This window comes from Devosia sp. (genome assembly GCF_024707125.1).
Lineage (GTDB): Bacteria > Pseudomonadota > Alphaproteobacteria > Rhizobiales > Devosiaceae > Devosia.
On the sequence record NZ_JANQAH010000003.1, the window covers coordinates 148,009 to 164,999 of the forward strand.

At 62.9% G+C, this 16,991-nt stretch carries 15 protein-coding genes; 2 read left to right on the plus strand and 13 right to left on the minus strand.

Annotation, left to right across the window (positions count from 1 at the left end):
* Positions 1-4: 4 nt before the first annotated feature.
* Both NVV77_RS01710 and NVV77_RS01715 read right to left on the minus strand, forming a co-directional pair.
* Entirely contained in the window at positions 5-1,171 is a 1,167-nt protein-coding gene (locus NVV77_RS01710) for an acyl-CoA dehydrogenase family protein (protein ID WP_295410100.1), read from the minus strand.
* The gene (locus tag NVV77_RS01715) at positions 1,168-2,325 is read right to left on the minus strand and encodes a CoA transferase (protein ID WP_295410103.1); all 1,158 of its coding nucleotides are present in this window, start codon (positions 2,323-2,325) and stop codon (positions 1,168-1,170) included. Before NVV77_RS01715 ends, NVV77_RS01710 begins: the two co-directional genes overlap by 4 nt.
* Before the next feature lie 115 nt (positions 2,326-2,440).
* Between NVV77_RS01715 and NVV77_RS01720 the strand changes: the two genes are divergently transcribed.
* On the plus strand, positions 2,441-3,052 hold the full coding sequence (locus NVV77_RS01720; protein ID WP_295410105.1) for a TetR/AcrR family transcriptional regulator: 612 nt from the start codon (positions 2,441-2,443) through the stop codon (positions 3,050-3,052).
* On the opposite strand, the gene NVV77_RS01725 is transcribed toward NVV77_RS01720, so the two are convergent.
* The 11 genes from NVV77_RS01725 to NVV77_RS01775 form a co-directional block, all read right to left on the minus strand.
* Entirely contained in the window at positions 3,039-4,469 is a 1,431-nt protein-coding gene (locus tag NVV77_RS01725; protein ID WP_295410107.1) for an NAD-dependent succinate-semialdehyde dehydrogenase, read from the minus strand. The two genes, NVV77_RS01720 and NVV77_RS01725, sit on opposite strands and share 14 nt — an antisense overlap.
* Positions 4,466-5,518 (minus strand): ABC transporter ATP-binding protein, encoded by a 1,053-nt coding sequence (locus tag NVV77_RS01730; RefSeq protein WP_295410108.1) that lies wholly within the window; start codon positions 5,516-5,518, stop codon positions 4,466-4,468. Before NVV77_RS01730 ends, NVV77_RS01725 begins: the two co-directional genes overlap by 4 nt.
* 33 nt (positions 5,519-5,551) lie before the next feature.
* Positions 5,552-6,565: a DUF2804 domain-containing protein gene (locus NVV77_RS01735; protein WP_295410110.1), complete on the minus strand. Its 1,014-nt coding sequence runs from the start codon at positions 6,563-6,565 to the stop codon at positions 5,552-5,554.
* Positions 6,559-7,563, minus strand: a complete 1,005-nt coding sequence (locus NVV77_RS01740) for a DUF2804 domain-containing protein (RefSeq protein ID WP_295410112.1) — start codon at positions 7,561-7,563, stop codon at positions 6,559-6,561. Before NVV77_RS01740 ends, NVV77_RS01735 begins: the two co-directional genes overlap by 7 nt.
* Entirely contained in the window at positions 7,560-8,423 is an 864-nt protein-coding gene (locus NVV77_RS01745) for a carbohydrate ABC transporter permease (RefSeq protein ID WP_295410114.1), read from the minus strand. The genes NVV77_RS01740 and NVV77_RS01745 overlap by 4 nt, the downstream gene beginning before the upstream one ends.
* Positions 8,420-9,349 (minus strand): carbohydrate ABC transporter permease, encoded by a 930-nt coding sequence (locus tag NVV77_RS01750; RefSeq protein ID WP_295410116.1) that lies wholly within the window; start codon positions 9,347-9,349, stop codon positions 8,420-8,422. Before NVV77_RS01750 ends, NVV77_RS01745 begins: the two co-directional genes overlap by 4 nt.
* A 138-nt stretch (positions 9,350-9,487) precedes the next feature.
* A complete protein-coding gene (locus NVV77_RS01755; RefSeq protein WP_295410118.1) occupies positions 9,488-10,489 on the minus strand; it encodes a DUF2804 domain-containing protein in 1,002 nt (333 codons plus the stop codon).
* Positions 10,490-10,565: 76 nt separating this feature from the next.
* Positions 10,566-11,909, minus strand: coding sequence for an ABC transporter substrate-binding protein (locus NVV77_RS01760; protein WP_295410121.1), 1,344 nt, complete (start codon positions 11,907-11,909; stop codon positions 10,566-10,568).
* A gap of 239 nt (positions 11,910-12,148) precedes the next feature.
* The gene (locus NVV77_RS01765) at positions 12,149-12,499 is read right to left on the minus strand and encodes a DUF2200 domain-containing protein (protein ID WP_295410123.1); all 351 of its coding nucleotides are present in this window, start codon (positions 12,497-12,499) and stop codon (positions 12,149-12,151) included.
* A 13-nt stretch (positions 12,500-12,512) separates the two neighbouring features.
* Positions 12,513-14,312, minus strand: a complete 1,800-nt coding sequence (locus NVV77_RS01770) for an adenine deaminase C-terminal domain-containing protein (RefSeq protein WP_295410124.1) — start codon at positions 14,310-14,312, stop codon at positions 12,513-12,515.
* 3 nt (positions 14,313-14,315) lie between these two features.
* The gene (locus NVV77_RS01775) at positions 14,316-15,701 is read right to left on the minus strand and encodes a M20/M25/M40 family metallo-hydrolase (RefSeq protein WP_295410125.1); all 1,386 of its coding nucleotides are present in this window, start codon (positions 15,699-15,701) and stop codon (positions 14,316-14,318) included.
* Between the two features lie 303 nt (positions 15,702-16,004).
* Here NVV77_RS01775 and NVV77_RS01780 point away from each other — a divergent pair, with 303 nt between their 5' ends.
* Entirely contained in the window at positions 16,005-16,985 is a 981-nt protein-coding gene (locus NVV77_RS01780) for an aldo/keto reductase (RefSeq protein ID WP_295410126.1), read from the plus strand.
* The last annotated feature ends 6 nt before the right edge of the window (positions 16,986-16,991 follow it).

Here is a 16,991-nt window from a genome sequence, read left to right on the forward strand (position 1 = left end):
GCGTTCATAGCCCCAGCACCTGCTTGGCGATAATGTTGCGCTGGATCTCGTTGGCGCCGCCATAGATCGAGACTTTGCGCGCGTTGAGATAGGTCGCGAGCGCCAGACTTGGCGCATCGTCGTCGATGTCATCGGTCATGGCGCGCAGCCCGGCGGGGCCGGCTACGTCCATCAACAGTTCGGCAGCACGCTGCTGCAATTGCGAACCCTTGAGCTTGACGATGGAGGCCGCCGGATCGCCCTCGCCTCCGCCAGCGCGTGACGCGAGACGCACCAGCGTGATTTCCAGGGCCTTGAGGTCGAGTTCGAGTTCGATCAGACGCTGGTGGAAAGGGGCATGGTCGAGCAGGGTGCCGGAGCCGAAGGGCGTGGCCGCGGCCAGCCGACGCGCGCGGGCCGCCCGCTCCTTGGTCAGGCCGATGCGCGCAATGCCGGAGCGCTCGTTGGTGAGCAGGTATTTAGCATAGTCCCAGCCGCGATTTTCTTCGCCGACGCGCTGATCGAAGGGCACCAGAACGTCGTCGAAGAAGACCTCGTTGACCTCGTGATGACCTTCGACGGTGATGATCGGGCGGACGGTGATGCCGGGAGACCGCATATCGATGAGCAGGAACGAAATCCCGGCCTGCTTGCGGACGTCGGGATCGGTCCGCACCAGGCAGAAAATCCAGTCGGCATATTGGGCATAGGTGGTCCAGGTCTTCTGGCCTGTGACGCGATAACCTTGGGGCGTGTGCACCGCCCTGGTTTGCAGGCTTGCAAGATCAGACCCGGCCTCGGGCTCGGAAAAGCCCTGGCACCACCAGTCATCCAGATTGGCGGCGCGCGGCAGAAAACGCTGTTTCTGTTCCTCGGAGCCGAAGGCAGCGAGGACGGGGCCAAGCATGTTGCAGTTGAACTGCAGGGGCAGTGGCACGGCGGCGCGCTGCAATTCCTCGGTGAAGATATGGAGGCGCACCCGATCCCAATCGCGGCCGCCCCAGGCGGCGGGCCAATGAGGCACGGCGAGGCCGTTCGCATTGAGGATGCGCTGCGATTCCACGAAATCGGCGCGGGCCAAGGGTTGGCCGGCGCTGATCTTGGCGCGGATACGCTCCGGGATCTGGCTGGTGAAGAAGGCCCGCAATTCCTGACGGAACGCCTTGAGCTCAGTAGAGTAAAGCGCGCTCATTTGGAAAATGCTCCATCCGGATGCAGGAGATCGGCATTGTGTTCGCCTAGCGTGGGCGGCCGGCGCACCGGCAGGCGCTCGCCATCGAAGCGCCAGGGCGAGGAGAGGACGGAGACCGGTTCGCCCGCCGGATGCTCGTAGCTGCCCACCATGCCGGATTGCTGTGTACGCGCACCGCTGAGGGCCTCGTGGAGGCCCTTGACCTCGCCGGCCGGAATGCCGGCTTGGGCCAGAGCCGGCAGAAGATCGGCGCGCCGGTGGCGGGCGATTTCGGGCTCAAGAGCGGCCAGCAGCACCGCGCGATTGGCGGCGCGCTGCACATTGGTGGCGAAACGCGGATCATCGGCGAGATCGGGGCGCTTGAGCACCTTCAGGCAGAAATTGCGATATTGCTCATTGTTGCCCACGGTGATGACCAGCGGGCCATCGGCTGCCTCGAAGACGCCATAGGGCACGATGGAGGGATGGGCACTGCCGACCCGCGGCGGGTCGGCCTGGCGCAAAAGCGCCTCCAAACCGTAGTAGGAACTCAGCGCAATGCCGTGATCGTGGAGGGCGACATCGATGCGCCTCCCCTTCCCCGTGCGCTGCGCCTGGAAAAGAGCCGCGAGCATGGCCTGGGCCGCGGACATGCCGGTGAAAAGATCCACCGCGGCGATCCCGAGCTTGAGCGGGGGACCGTCGGCTTCGCCATTGATCGACATCAGCCCGCTTTCGCCCTGGATCACCAGGTCGTAGCCCGGCCGCGCCGCTTCAGGACCCTGGCGGTCATAGCCGGCGACGGCGCAATAGATGAGGCGTGGATTGATCGTGCTGAGATGATCGTAACCGAGGCCGAAGCGCTCCATGTCGCCGGCCTTGAAATTTTCCACCAGCACATCGGCCTCTTTGACCAGCTGCAACAGCGACCGGCGATCGCTCTCGTTGGCAAGATCGAGCGTGATCGAGCGCTTGTTGCGGTTAAAGCCGTAGAAATAGGTGGTGTCGCCCGCAGCGAGCGGCAGGCCCCAATCGCGGGTGTCGTCGCCCCGGCCGGGGCGCTCGACCTTAATCACGTCTGCGCCAAGGTCGCCCAGCACCATTGCCGACAATGGGCCCGCAAGCACCCTCGACAGATCCAGAACCTTGACACCCAGCAGCGGCAGGTCGGCCATTTGCACACCCGATTGCGTCGTTATACACCAGTCATGTAACAATAACGGTTTATTGACCGGCTGGCCGGTAATACGACACTGGATCAGCACCCGTCAATCGCGAGGATCGAATTATATGGAAAAAACCGGGAAACGCGCCCTCGGACGTCCGGCAACCATCACGGCGCCTCGCGAGACCATTCTCGCACATGCGGCGCGGCTTTTTGCCGAAAAGGGATTCGAAGGGGCTTCCCTGCAGGATGTGGCCAAGGCCGTCGGCATTTCGAAGGCCGCGGTCTATCACTATTTTCCGACCAAGCAGGTCATCTACGACGAGATCGTCATCGATCTGCTGAGTCGCCTGCGCGAGCATGTGCAGGCCGAAATCGAAGGCACCGCACCGTTCAACGATCGGCTGCGGCAGATGATGGTGGCTCATGCCAGCTTCTTCGAGGCCAATTACGAATCCTTTGTCACGCTGCTGCACGGCTTTGGCGGCCTCAGCCGCACGCTGGCGCCGGGCCAGGTGTCGGTGCGCGACGAATATGAAACCATGATCCGCGGGCTGATGACCGATGCCAGCGCCAGCGGCGAGCTGGTGATGGCGGACCCGGCAATCGCCGCCCGTGCGGTGCTTTCAATGCTCAACTGGATGGCGCGCTGGTATCGGCCCGGCGGGCGACTGGCAGCGCGCGACTTCGCCGAGGAATATTTCCAGCTGATCTACAACGGCCTCAGGCCACGGTGACGAGGCGCGTATCGAGATAAGCTTCGAGCGCCTCGGAGCCGCCTTCCGAGCCATAGCCGGAATCCTTGATGCCACCGAAAGGCAATTCGGGGCTGCCCAGCCCCTGATGGTTGATCGAGAGCATGCCGGCCTCGATATCGCGCGACAGGGCGCCAATCGTCGACTGCCGGGTGGCAAAGGCATAGGCGGCAAGCCCGTAAGGCAGGCGGTTGGCCTCGGCGACGGCGTCCTCGTAGCGTGAGAATGGCGCAAGGAGGGCCATGGGACCGAACGGCTCGGTGGTCATGACCAGGGCATCGTGCGGTATGTCTTCGAGCACGGTGGGTGCGAAGAAGTTGCCCGCATTGCCGATGCGATGACCACCCAGGGTCAGGCGGGCGCCGCGGTCGACCGCGTCGGCGACCAGGGCCTCCATGTGCTCGACGCGACGAGCATTGGCCAGTGGCCCCATCGTCGTGCCGGGCTCAGCGCCATCGCCGACGACAATGCGTTGCGCGCGCTCGAGAAAGCTGTCGCGAAAACGGTCGTAGATGCTTTCGTGCAGCAGAAGGCGCGTGGGCGCGATGCAGACCTGTCCGGCATTGCGAAATTTGGCGGCGGCCAGAACCGTGGCTGCCTGTTCGATATCGGCGTCGTCCATGACGATGGCGGGCGCGTGGCCGCCCAATTCCATGGTCACCCGCTTCATGTGAAGGCCGGCAAGGCTCGCCAGCTGCTTGCCAACGTCGGTCGAGCCGGTGAACGAGATCTTGCGGATCGTCGGATGCGGGATCAGGTAGGCGGAGATTTCGGACGGCACGCCATAGACGAGATTGAGCACGCCTGCCGGCAGGCCCGCATCAGCCAGGGCAGCAACGAGGGCCGCGCAACTGGCGGGCGCCTCTTCGGGACCCTTGACGATCATGGTGCAGCCCGCTGCCAGCGCCGCAGCAATCTTGCGTGTGGCCTGGTTGATCGGGAAATTCCACGGCGTGAAGGCCGCAACTGGACCGACCGGGGTTTTGATCACTTGCTGCATGACTCTGGGATCGCGGCCGGGGACGATGCGGCCATAGGCGCGACGGCCCTCTTCGGCGAACCATTCTATGGTGCCAGCGGCGGCCAGAATCTCGGCGCGTGCTTCGGCGAGAGGTTTGCCTTGCTCCGCCGTCATTGTCGCGGCGACCTGTTCGGCCCGGTCGCGCAACAGGCCTGCCGCGCGGCGCATCAGGTCGGAACGGGCCATTGGGCCCAGGTCGCGCCAAGCGGGAAAGGCTCGGGCGGCGGCGGCCAGAGCCAGATCGAGATCGGCGCGACCGGCCAGAGCAAGCTGGCCGATGACGCCGCCATGGACGGGATTGACGACGTCCTGCCGGGCACCATCGATCGCAGGACGCCAGGCGCCGTCGATGAAGAGCGCGGTATCGGGATAGGTCACAGACGCCGTCCCGTCATCGTGTCGAAGCGGTGGATATGGGCTGGATCAGCGCCGAGATGCACCACCGCGCCCGGCTTGAGATCGGTGCGGCCGCGGATGAGGACGCGGATGACCTGATTGCCCAGGCGCGTCATGATCTGCGTTTCAGACCCGGTCGGTTCGACCACCGACACCGTTGCGGGCCAGCCGGTCTCGGCCAGTTCGAGGTGTTCCGGACGCACGCCTACTGTGAGGCGCTGGCCGGGCTGCAGGCCGCCGCCGGGGATGGCGAGGGAGAGGCCGTCTTCGACCTGCAATTGGCCCTGCTCATTGACGGTGCCGGCGAGAAAATTCATCGGCGGGGAGCCAATGAAGGCAGCGACGAACAGGCTGCCCGGCCGATCATAGAGATCGAGCGGCGCGCCGATCTGTTCGACGCGACCGGCGTTCATGACGACGACGCGATCCGCCAGCGTCATGGCTTCGATCTGGTCGTGCGTCACGTAGACGGTGGTGGTGCCGAGGCGCTGGTGCAATTCCTTGAGCTCGCTGCGCATCTGCACGCGCAGTTTCGCATCGAGATTGGAGAGCGGCTCATCGAAGAGGAAGACGTTGGGATGCCGGACGATGGCGCGCCCCATGGCAACGCGCTGGCGCTGGCCGCCCGACAATTGGCGCGGCTTTCGCGCCAGAAGGCTTTCGAGGCCCAGAATGCGCGCGGCGTCGGCCACCCGCTCCTTGATGACCTCGCGCGAAAACCCGCGCTGCTTGAGGGCAAAACCCATATTGTCCGCGACATTCATATGCGGATAGAGCGCGTAATTCTGGAACACCATGGCGATGTCCCGATCCTTGGGCGCAAAGTCGTTCATGACCTTACCGCCAATGGCGATCTCGCCGGCCGTGATATCTTCCAGGCCCGCGATCATGCGGAGCAAGGTGGACTTGCCGCAGCCGGACGGGCCGACAAGGGCGACGAATTCCCCATCGGGAATATCAACGGAAACGCCATGCAGGACCGGATGGCCGCCATAGGATTTTTGAACGTCGCGGATTTCAACTGCGCTCATTAGGGATCTCCCGGTCTGTTCGTATCGCTCTGCCTACCACCGCCGCGCCACTTCCTCGGCCCAGCCATAGACATCGGCAACTCGATAGCGTTTGCCGTCATTGTCCGTCACCGTGCCGGCAAAGGTGCCGAAACACTGGTGTTCTTTGCTGCGCACGATCAGCCGGTCGAAATTGGAATAGCGGTCATATTCGGGGGTGAAGGTCAGATCGACCTGATCCCCCAGGATTTTCCAGGGCTTCATGAAATCGGCGCGATCATAGCGCCATTCCAGTTCCTGGCTGATCTTGTGCAAGCGCCCGTCGATCTTGAGGGCGTTTTCGGTCGAGGGCGTGCCCTCGGTCCACTTGCCGCCAAACTGCAGGCCCAGTTCGTGACCGTCGCTGCGGCCACTGCCCGATGCCCAATTCCAGACGATGGAATAGGGCCAGCGGCCGCGCCCATGGTCGAGCGTCGCATAGGCAGAACCAACGTCGAGCGTGTAGCGGCGGCCATCGAGCTCGACCCAACCGGAGGCCGGCAGGCAATTGTCCTTGCGGGTGAACTGGAACCGTTTGTCGTCCCAGGGCACCAGCACGTTGAGGCTTTCGTGGCCTGGCGCCTCGTGTACCTGAATATCGGCCTTGAGCCGGCTGGTCTCGCCGGTAAGGCGGGTGCCGGTCTTGTTGATGCGCATAGCGATCTGCATGCGCTCGCCCTTGCCCACGGCGTCGTCGCGGCCGGTCTGCCCCGGCATGCTGGCGCGGTCATTGTTCGGCAGCCAGTGAATTTCCGCCTCAGGCACGGCCTCTCCGGTCGCGCGATCATAGAAAAACGAGGCCAGCGTGACGCGATAATCGCCATGCGAAATGTTTAGGGCGACGATCAGGTCGGGACTGGTGATGCACCAATATTCGAAGCGCTTGTTGCGGCCCCAGCCTTTGAGGTTGATGCCCTGCATGGGATGCCGGCTCCAGCCCACCGCAGCGGGATTGAGGCGCCCATTCGGCAAAGCAATGTCGACGGGCTGATCGAGCTCGCGCTCGGGTTGAACGGGACCAGCTACCACTTGCGATGTACCTCTTCGACCAAACCATAAATATTGCGGACGGGAACGACCTTCCCGCCATCGGCGATCACCTCGCCGTTGAAATGACCGAAGCATTGATCGCCCTGGGCGGAGATGATCATCCGGTCGAACTTGTGATGGTGGTAGATCCGCGGGGTGAAGACGATGTCTACCCGCTCACCCTTGATGCGCCAGGGCGCCGTCCAGTTGTCCCGGTCATAGGTCCAGCGCAGATCTTCGCTGATCTTGTGCACGCGCCCATCGAGACGGAGGCTGTTTTCGGTCGATGGCGTTCCATCGGTCCATTTTGCCCCAAAATTGAGACCGATCTCGTGCCCGTCGGTGGTGCCGCTGCCGGCGCCCCAATTCCAGCGGGTGTCGTAAGGCCAGCGGCCGCGCCCATGGTCGTGAATGGCAAGGGTCGTTTCGGGGGAGACGCGCTTCTCGACGCCGTCGACGACCACTACGCCTTCTACCGGGATGCAGTTGTCTTTCCTGGTGTACTGGAAGCGCTTGTTGTCCCAGGGCACGAGCACGCCCATGGATTCCCGATCCGGCGCCTCGAAGGCCTGCAGTTCCGCTTGCAGGCGCTCTGCCTCGACCAGAATGCGGGTGCCCTCTGCATTGGGTTCGAGCACCACGGTCAGGCCCTTGGCCTTGCCGGCCACGCGCTCGCGGCTCAGCGGATCGTTCATGGTGTCTCTCGGCGGTAGCCAGACATTTTGGCGATGGGCGAGCTTTGCGTGGCTGTTCCGGTCGATATAGGTCGAGGCCACATTGGCCCGATAATCGTGGTGGGAGACATTGGCGGTGATCAGGAAATCCGGCGCAACGATGCACCAGTATTCGAACCGCTTGTTGCGCCCCCAGCCCCTTAGATTTGCGCGGTGCAAAGCCTTGCGGCTCCAACCGACGGCCTCAGGGTTCAGCCGGCCATCGGGGCGGCACATGTCGACCGGCTGCGTGATTTCACGCTCGATACGATGAATGGCGTTCATCCCTTGGTCGCCCCATCGGCAAGGCCCTGGACAAGCCACTTCTGCACCAGGAGGGCAAAGATGACGACCGGCACGACCATGAGCGTACCCACCGCTGTCAAGGCGCCCCAATTGGCGCCGTTGACGGTGTCGCCGGCAATGCCGGCCATGGCGACGGGCACGGTGGAGGCGTTGCGGTTGGTGAGGACCAGTGCGAAGAGCAGTTCTTCCCAGGCCAGGATGACGCTGAAGATCAGGGTGGAGAGAATGCCCGGCATGGCGATGGGCACGATGATCTTGATGAAGGCGCCGAAGCGGGAGCAGCCATCGATCATGGCAGATTCTTCGAGCTCTTTGGGCAGGGCCAAAAAGAAGCCGCGCATCAGCCACATGACGTAGGGAATGAGGAAGGTGCAATAGGCCAGGATCAGCGTGATGTGCTTGTCGGTCAGTCCGAATTTGCGCGCCACGAGGAACATCGGCACGGCCAGCGCGATAGGCGGAACGCCGCGCGACAGCAGCAGCAGCGTCCCCAAAAATCCGGCGCCGCGAATGCGCAACCGCGCCAGGGCGTAGCCGGCCATGCCGCCCGCGACGATGGAAATCAGCGCCGAGCCAAAGGAAACGATCACCGTATTGAGCAACCGCCGGGGGATATCGGCCCGCCAGATATATTCGACATAGGTGTCGATGGTGGGCTGGAAGAAGAAGGTTGGCGGGGTGGTGAAGATGTCCTTGGGCATCTTGAACGAGGTCAGCACCATCCAGAAGATCGGGAAGAGGAATACCAGCGCAATGACAACCCCGCTCCAGATGCGGAGCTGGCGGGCGAGATTGCGGCGGAAACGATGCGTGGAGGCCGGGGTTGCGTCGAGGGTCACTGCACGTCCTCCAGCTTGCGAATGCCAAACAGGAAGGCGCCTGTCAGAACCATGGTGATGACCAGAACGATGACCGCCATGGCCGATGATTCAGCAAAGCGCAGCGTGCGGAAGGCCTGCTCGTAGATGAAGAGATTGATCACATTGGTAGCGCCGCCAGGCCCGCCCAAGGTGGCGGCGAGGACGATGTCGAACATTTTCACCGCCCCGAGCCAGCGCACGACGAAGGTGGCCGCAATGATCGGCAGCAGCAGCGGCAAGGCGATCGACCAGAGCTTGGTCCACCAGTTGGCGCCGTCGATATCGGCGGCCTCGAACACATCCTTGGGCAGGGACAGCAGGGCGGCCGTGGCGATCAGGATGACGAAGGGCGTCCAGCGCCAGGTATCGATGATGACGATGGTCGCCATCGCAAGGCTGGGCGTGCCCAGCCAGTCGATGGGCCCGATACCGATCTGGCCGAGCCAATAATTCATCAGGCCCCAGAGGGGATCGAGAATCATGCGCCAGACGCCGCCGGCCACGACCGGGGCGACGACCATGGGGATGATGAAGAGCGCGCGAACCACGTCCCGCCCCTTCCAGGGCGCGTTGATGAGGTAGGCAATACCAAAACCCAGGACCATCTGAATGGGCAGGGCGAACAGCAGGTAGATGCCGGTCACCTGCATCGATTGCCAGAAGCGGTCATCGCGCAGAACCGTGCTGTAATTGTCCCAACCGACCCATTGCGAGGCCGTGAAGGAGGCGAGATCGAGCCGCGAGAAGCTGATCTGCAGGGTATAGAAGATCGGGTACACCAGAACCGCGAAGAGAATGATCGCCGCCGGCAGCATGAAGGACCAGCGGCTGGAAAAATCCGCCAGGCGAGCCCTTGTGCGACTACGCCGATGCGTAGTCTGATTGTCCATGGCTGTGATGGCCACCCGGTACCCTCCCCTCATAATGTAGGTATTGCCGGGCGCCATTCTGGGGCGCAAAATCCTTGGCAATCCGCAACAAGTCTGTTGTTGGGCATTTACTTACCGAACGGCCGGTAAAGTGTCAATGCGCCAAAACGGCGCCTACCAACGACGCTCCACTTCCTCGATCATGCCGAAGATTTCGCGGACCGGCACGGTGGTCCCGTCGTCAGCAACAACCGTGCCGTTGAAGTGGCCGAAGCAATGGTCGGCGCGGGCCATGATCACCCAACGATCGAACAGGTAGAGTTGGTGGTGATTTGGCGTGAAGGTCAGGTCGACGCGCGCTCCAGTGACCCGCCACGGTGCTAGCCAGTCTTTGGGATCGTAGTGCCAGGTCAGATGCTCGCTGATCTTGTTGATCCGGCCATCGATGCGCACGAAATTCTCGCTCGATGGCGTGCCGTCGGTCCATTTGCCGCCGATATTGATGCCAAGCTGGCGGCCATCGCAGTAGCCGCTGCCGGCGCCCCAATTCCAGCGCGTGCGGTAGGGCCAGCGGCCGCGGCCGTGATCGTAAAGAGCCAGGGTCGTGTCGGCACTGAGCTGGTATTGCCGTCCGGGGGTTTCGACGAGGCCCTCGACCGGAATGCAATTGTCCTTGCGGGTGTATTGGAAGCGGCTCGATGACCAGGGGACCAATACCCCCATGCTTTCGTGACCGGCCGGGGTGTGCGCTTGCAGGTCGAAACGCATGTCGGCGGTTTCTGCGATGAGGCGTGTGCCCGCGGTATTGGGTTCGAGGCGCAGGGTGAGGCCTGGCGCATCCGCCCGCATCGAGACGCCGTGAGTCGGGTCGCTGAGCATGTTGGCGCGTGGCAGCCAGAGATTGGCGCCCTTCCCCGCCTTGGCCCCTGTTTCCCGATCCACCGCCGTTGCTGAAACATTTGCCCGGTAGTCGTGGTGCGAAATATTGGCCGAGACGATGAGATCCGGCGCGATGATGCACCAATATTCAAAACGCTTGTTGCGACCCCAACCGCTGAGATTTGGGCGATGTTGCGGGAAACGACTCCAGCCGACCGCCGCCGGATTGAGCCGACCGTCGGGGAGGCAGATATCGACAGGCGCGGTAATCTCGCGTTCTACGAGCTGATCGGACATCACGGTTTCCACTATGCCGGACAAAGATAAGGGCGCGCCGACTGGCACGCCCTTGCTCATTGGATCGGAAGATAGGTTAGTTCCCCATGATCTCGTTGATCTTCTGCTCGGCGCTGGCCAGAGCCCCGGCAACGTCGATCTGCCCGGAAATGGCGCGCGAGGTTTCGTCAGCCAAGACCTGCTGCACGGCATCGGACTTGGGATCGCGCGGGCGCCACATGTGGCCGGTGTCGACCATTTCATAGCCCATCTGCAGCGCGGCGAAGACCGGCGTCAGCCATTCCTGCTCAGGCGTGCTGGCCAGTGTCGACTTGCGGGCCGGGAACACGCCCAGCGTATTGGAGTGCCAGACTTCGCCTTCCTTCGAGCTCAGCCACTGCAGCAGTGCCCAGGCAGCAGCCGGATTGCGGCTCTTGTTGTTGACGGCACCGCTCCAGATGCCGCGGTGCGCGCCGGCGCTCTCGGAGCCGACCGGCATCACCTGAATGCCAACCTGATCGGTGGTCAGCGTCGTTGTCTTGGGATCGACGGCCGTGCCCTTGAACACGCTGCCCCACATGAACATGGTGGCAACCTGGCCCTGGCGGAACGCCTGCAGGGACTCGTTGAAGCTGTGGCTGGAGCCACCGGTCGGGGCAAACTTGAGCAGGTCGATATGGGTCTGCAGCGCTGCCTTGCCCAGGTCGTTGTTGAAAGCCGCCTTGTTGTTCTCATCGAGCAACTGGCCACCATTGGAGTTGAGAATGGTCTGCCAGATGGTGGGGGTCAGCACGTCGCGATTGAAATAGGTATCGACGCCCCAGGCATCGATCTGGCCGTCGCCATTGGTGTCCTGCACCAGCTTTTCGCCCTGCGCCATGTAGTCGGTCCAGGTCAGCTCAGGGGTCGGCTGCGGCACCCCGGCCTTGTCGTAAAGCGACTTGTTGTAGAACATCAGCAGGAGATTGGAACGCAGCGGCACGCCATATTGCACGCCGTTCCATTCGCTGGCCGCGAGCGGGGCAGCGTTGAAGTCGTCCCAGTCATAGCCGGCATCGGTCCACTGCGCGGCGTCCTTTTTCAGGTCGAGCAGCACGCCAGCTTCTGCGAGCTGGGGAATCCAGGGATCGTCGGCAATGATGATGTCGTAGGTCGGCTCTGGACCGGTCGCATCGAGCATGCTCTTGGCGAGCAGTTCCGGATAGGGCACGCCGTCAATGACAACCTTGATGCCGGGATAGTGCTTGTTGAACTCGGTGACCATCGCATCCTGCCACTGGCCGGCGAATGCTTCGTTGGCGATCATGCGGATTTCAACGGGGGCTTCCGCCGTTCCGTAGAGATTGTCCTGTGCCAGAACGGCGCCAACGCTGCCCGAAACCATCAGACCGAGGCTGGCCGCGAGCAGTGCCCGCCGTCCAATCACTGTGCAGACTGTCATTATTTCCTCCCAGTTGCAAAAGCATGCCCGCTCGCTCCTCGCCGGGCGGATATTTACTTACTGGTCGGCCGGTAAAGAGTCAATCGGCGACATTTCCTTAAGTGAGGAGGATGAGTGCGAAGATTTTTGGGGGCCAGCGTCGCCGCGTCACGGGGACGTCTCCCCGTCATGCGGCGGCTACGGGCATCCCGGCGAAGGCCGCCAGATGTTTGGCGGAGCTGTGATTTTCGGAACTTCGGCTAGCTCCGCTTGATCTTTTCCATCGCCTTGCCCTTGGCGAGTTCGTCGATGATTTTGTCGAGGTAGCGGAGTTCGCGCATCATCGGGTCTTCGATCTCTTCCACGCGGATGCCGCAGACGACGCCCTTGATCAGTGATCTTGCCGGGTTCAGCTGCGGAGCGTGGTTGAAGAAATCCTCGAAGGTGGTCTTCTTTTCCAGTTCCTCATGGAGGGTCTGCTGGCTGTGTCCGGTCAGCCAGCAGATGAGTTCGTCGACCTCGGCCTTGGTCCGCCCCTTCTTCTCCGCCTTCGTGATGTAGTGCGGATAAACGCTCGCGACGCTGATGGAGAAGACACGGTGGCCGGCCATGGTCGTTTCCTTTCTAGTCGAAGAGCGGCGCCAAGGTCATTTCGGGCACTTTTACCAGGCCCTTGTCGGTGATGCGGATTTCCGGGATCACCGAGAGCGGGATGAGGTTGAAGCCCATATAGGGGATGGTGCAGCCGACCTGTTGCCAGGCCTTTTTGAGGGCCTGGTTTTCGGTCGCGACTTCGTGGACGCGCTTGTCGGACATGAGGCCGGCGACCGGGAGGGCGACGAAGGCGAGCACCTTGCCATCTTCGACCACGACGATACCGCCATTGGCGGCTTCGATGGTTTTGAGGGCGAGCTGCATGTCGGCTTCGTTGGTGCCGGCCAGGATGATGTTGTGGCTGTCGTGGCCGACACTGGAGCCGACGGCGCCGTTCTTGATGCCGAAATCGTGCAGGAGGCCATAGGCGATGCCGCCATTGGACTTACCGTGGCGCTCGATGACGGTGACAAAGCTGAGATTGTCGCGTTCGAGGATGGTTTCCCAGTCATTGGCCGGGGCGATGTCCACCTTGCGATGCGGCAGGATGATACCGGGCATTTCGATGCCGATGGCATTGGCGGTGACGGCGCCGCTTGGCAGGTCGGGCACGAGTTTTAGCGACTTGGGAAGGTGGACGGTGTTGTAGGCCGCGTCGGGGTAGCGATAACGCTGGTTGAGCGTGTCTTCCAGCAAGGGCGTGACCTTCCGGTCTTCGACCATCAGCGCGCCGCCATACCAGGTGTTGACCGGCTTCAGATCATCATCGAGGAGGACGAGATCGGCGCGGCGGCCGCCGCCGAGGCCGCCGATTTCATCGCCCATGCCGAAGCGGGTGGCGCCGTGGAGCGAGCCCATGGACCAAGCCTGTTCGGGTTTGACGCCGCAGCGGATGGCTTCGCGCACGACCCAATCCAAGCCGAAGCTGAGGAGATCGTCGGCGTCGCGATCGTCGGTGCAGACGCAGTAGCGCTTGTGGCTGGCGCCAAGTTCGGTGATCGGCTTGATGGCTTCGACGATGGAATTCCATGGCGTCGCCGGATTGCCGCCGCGGAGAAAGACCCAGATGCCGGCATCGACGAAGTCGTCGGAAATATCGCGGTCGATCGCTTCGTGGGTATCGGTGACGCCAGCGGCGGCATAGGGGGCGACGAATTCGCGGCCGTAGATGTGGCCGGAGACCGGGCGGCCGCGCTTGAGGGCTTCGGCGATGATGGCGTGGCTGCGCGGATCGCCCATGGCGACGGGGACGAAGTCCATCTTTTCGCCGAGAGCTACGGCTTCGGGCCACTTGTCGAAGAGGGCGCCGATCTTTTCGGGGGTCAGGTCGCCGCCGGCGGTTTCGAGTTCGGGCGAGGTGGCGGGGACCGTTGAAGGGACGGTGAGGAAGATCGAGAGAGGGGCGAGGCGGGCGTCTTCGAGCATGGCTTCGACGCCGGCCACGTCCATGACGTTGCCGATCTCGTGGCTGTCGCAGAAGATCGTCGTGGTGCCATTGAGCAGGGCCGCCTCGGCATAGGCGCAGGCGGTGACCATCGAGCTTTCGATGTGGATATGGGGATCGACGAGACCGGGGGCGATGATGCCGCCTTTGGCGTCGTAGAGCGCCTTCGGGGCCGGGCCGAGCTTGTAGGAGCCGGCCGGTTTGACCGCGGCGATGCGGCCGCCGGAGAGCCAGATTTCCTTGTCGCTGGCGATGCGCTCGGAATAGGTCGAGAGCATGCGCGCGCCAGTGATGACGAGATCGGCGGGCGCCCTGCCCCCGGCGACGGCGGCGAGCGTGGTGATCTGGCTATGAAGCGGGGCTACGGAGAAGCGGGTAATCGCCATGGTTCAGGCCTCGGAGAAAGCGTGGAGGATGCGCACCCAGGAGCGAATGCCCTTGTGGAAGCTCGATAGGTCGTATTTTTCGTTGGGGCTATGGATGCGGTTGTCGAACCGGGCAAAGCCGATGAGGAGGCTGTCCATGCCGAGGCGTTCCTTGAACTCGCCAAGGATCGGGATCGAGCCGCCGGTGCCGGCCAGCGCGGTTTCGCGCTGCCATTCTTCGGTCAGGGCGTGCTTGGCCTTGGTGAGCAGGACGCCGTCGAGGGGCATGGATCGCGCGGCGGCGGTGCCATAGGCCTTGAAGGTGACCGAGCAATCGGCCGGGATGCGGGCGCGGACGAAGTCGCGGAAGATTTCGCGGATGCGGTTGGGGTCCTGACCGTCAACGAGGCGGAAGGAGATTTTCGCGCCCGCCTTGGCGGGGATGACGGTCTTGAAGCCGTCGCCGGAATAGCCGCCCCAGACGCCGTGGACTTCGGCGGTCGGGCGGGCCCAGACCTGTTCGAGGACCGAGCGGCCCTGTTCGCCGGCGGGGATAGAAAGGCCGATATCGCCGAGGAACTTTTCGGCGTCGAAGGGAAGACGCTCCCACTCGGCTTTGTTGGCTTCGGGGAGTTCGGTGACGCCGTCGTAGAAGCCGGGAATGGCGACGCTGCCATCGTCGCTGCGGAGCTGGCCGAGAATGGTGGAGATGAGTTGCACGGCATTGCGCGCGGCGCTGCCGAACATGCCGGAATGGAGATCGCGGTCGGCGGTGGTTACCTCGAATTCTTCGGAGACGAAGCCGCGCCACATGGTGGTGATGGCCGGGGTTCCGCGGTCCCACATGTCGGTGTCGCAGACGAGGATGGTGTCGGCGCGGAGGTCATCGGCATTGGCGGCGAGGAATGGCCCGAGCGAGGGCGAGCCGGCTTCTTCTTCGCCTTCGAAGAGCATGGAAATGCGGATGGGGAGGCTGCCAGTGACCGCCTTCCAGGCGCGGCAGGCTTCGATGAAGGTCAGCAACTGCCCCTTATCGTCGGAGGCGCCGCGGCCGGTGATGAAGGTTTCGCCATCGGGCTGGGGAACCAGCGTGGGTTCGAAGGGCGGCGTATTCCAGAGGGCCAGCGGATCGACGGGCTGCACGTCGTAATGGCCGTAGAAGAGGACGTGTGGGCCTGAAGTGACAGGGCCGTGGCCGACGACCATGGGGTGACCGGCCGTGTCGCGGACCGTGGCATCGAAACCGAGGCTGGAAAGTTCATCGCGCAGCCATTCGGCAGCACGGCGGCAATCGGCGGCATATTGGGGTTCGGTGGAAACGGAGGGAATGCGGATCAGCTCGAAGAGCCGCTCGAGGCTGGCATCGAGTTGCTGATCGGCTTGGGCGAGAACGGCATCAAGTGTGGTCATGGATGAAATCGGCTTGGTGTTTTCGCTGCATCGGCGGAGGCGGATGGAGCGAACAATAAGAGCGAGCGGGGCCTTGGGACGCGCTCAGGGAACCAAGCCAGATTGGGAGAAGACCCAAGCGTTTGCAACGACAAACGTCCGTTATGGACAGGGGATGACGATAGACAATTGATGAATTCCACTCACAAGGGCTCGCAAATTTTTGCGGATTATCGCGCGACGCGGAAGGCCTAGAGTGCTGATGGAAGGTGGTGAGCGATAAGCGAGCCGCCGATATGGCGCATGGCTTTTGGAGGAACCAAAATGAAGAAGCGTATTCTTGGCAAAGGCGGTCTGGAAGTTTCGGCGATCGGCCTTGGTTGCATGGGCATCAGCCAGTCCTATGGCGTGCCGCTGGAGACGGCCGAGGGCGTGAAGCTGATCCGGGGCGCTTTCGAGCGCGGGATCACGTTTTTCGATACAGCCGAAGTCTATGGGCCGTACAAGAACGAGGAAGTCGTTGGCGAGGCGCTGGAGCCGATCCGCGACCAGGTGGTGATTGCTACCAAGTTCGGTTTCGATATCGACGGCAGCGGCGTGCCGGACAGCCGGCCCGAGCGTATTCGCAAGGCTGTGGAAGGCTCACTTCGGCGGCTGCGGACCGACTATATCGACCTCCTCTATCAGCACCGGGTGGACCGCAATGTGCCGATGGAGGACGTGGCCGGGACGGTGAAAGAGCTGGTTGCCGAGGGCAAGGTGAAGCACTTCGGCATGTCGGAAGCTGGCGTCGCCAATATCCGCCGGGCCAATGCCGTGTTGCCGGTTGCAGCGCTGCAGAGCGAATACTCGCTGATGTGGCGTGAGCCGGAGGAGCAGATCATCCCCGTGCTCGAAGAACTCGGGATCGGCTTTGTGCCCTTCAGCCCGCTCGGCAAGGGATTTCTCACCGGGACGATCGACGCCAACACCACCTTCGTCGAGAAGGATTTCCGCAATACGGTGCCGCGCTTTGATCTTGAGAGCCGCAAGGCCAATCAGGTGTTGGCCGACACTGTGACCCGCATTGCCGGGGATAAGAACATCACTCCGGCGCAACTGGCGCTTGCCTGGGTGCTGGCCCAGAAGCCGTGGATGGCGCCTATCCCTGGCACGACCAAGCTGAGCCGGATTGAGGAAAATATCGGCGCCACGAGTGTCGAGCTCAGTGCGCAGGAATTGGCGGAGATCGAGGCGGCCGTTTCGGGGATCGTCATTCAGGGCGACCGATACGCACCGATCCATCAGGCGCGTATCGACCGCTAAGAGGAA

What these genes read in the sequence shown, in the direction of transcription:
- NVV77_RS01715 (WP_295410103.1), bottom strand. Translation starts at nt 2,325, where the DNA reads ATGGCCGACCTGCCGCTGCTGGGTGTCAAGGTTCTGGATCTGTCGAGG.
- NVV77_RS01780 (WP_295410126.1), top strand. Translation starts at nt 16,005, where the DNA reads ATGAAGAAGCGTATTCTTGGCAAAGGCGGTCTGGAAGTTTCGGCGATC.
- NVV77_RS01755 (WP_295410118.1), bottom strand. Translation starts at nt 10,489, where the DNA reads ATGTCCGATCAGCTCGTAGAACGCGAGATTACCGCGCCTGTCGATATC.
- NVV77_RS01730 (WP_295410108.1), bottom strand. Translation starts at nt 5,518, where the DNA reads ATGAGCGCAGTTGAAATCCGCGACGTTCAAAAATCCTATGGCGGCCAT.
- NVV77_RS01770 (WP_295410124.1), bottom strand. Translation starts at nt 14,312, where the DNA reads ATGGCGATTACCCGCTTCTCCGTAGCCCCGCTTCATAGCCAGATCACC.
- NVV77_RS01740 (WP_295410112.1), bottom strand. Translation starts at nt 7,563, where the DNA reads ATGAACGCCATTCATCGTATCGAGCGTGAAATCACGCAGCCGGTCGAC.
- NVV77_RS01765 (WP_295410123.1), bottom strand. Translation starts at nt 12,499, where the DNA reads ATGGCCGGCCACCGTGTCTTCTCCATCAGCGTCGCGAGCGTTTATCCG.
- NVV77_RS01760 (WP_295410121.1), bottom strand. Translation starts at nt 11,909, where the DNA reads ATGACAGTCTGCACAGTGATTGGACGGCGGGCACTGCTCGCGGCCAGC.
- NVV77_RS01775 (WP_295410125.1), bottom strand. Translation starts at nt 15,701, where the DNA reads ATGACCACACTTGATGCCGTTCTCGCCCAAGCCGATCAGCAACTCGAT.
- NVV77_RS01720 (WP_295410105.1), top strand. Translation starts at nt 2,441, where the DNA reads ATGGAAAAAACCGGGAAACGCGCCCTCGGACGTCCGGCAACCATCACG.
- NVV77_RS01710 (WP_295410100.1), bottom strand. Translation starts at nt 1,171, where the DNA reads ATGAGCGCGCTTTACTCTACTGAGCTCAAGGCGTTCCGTCAGGAATTG.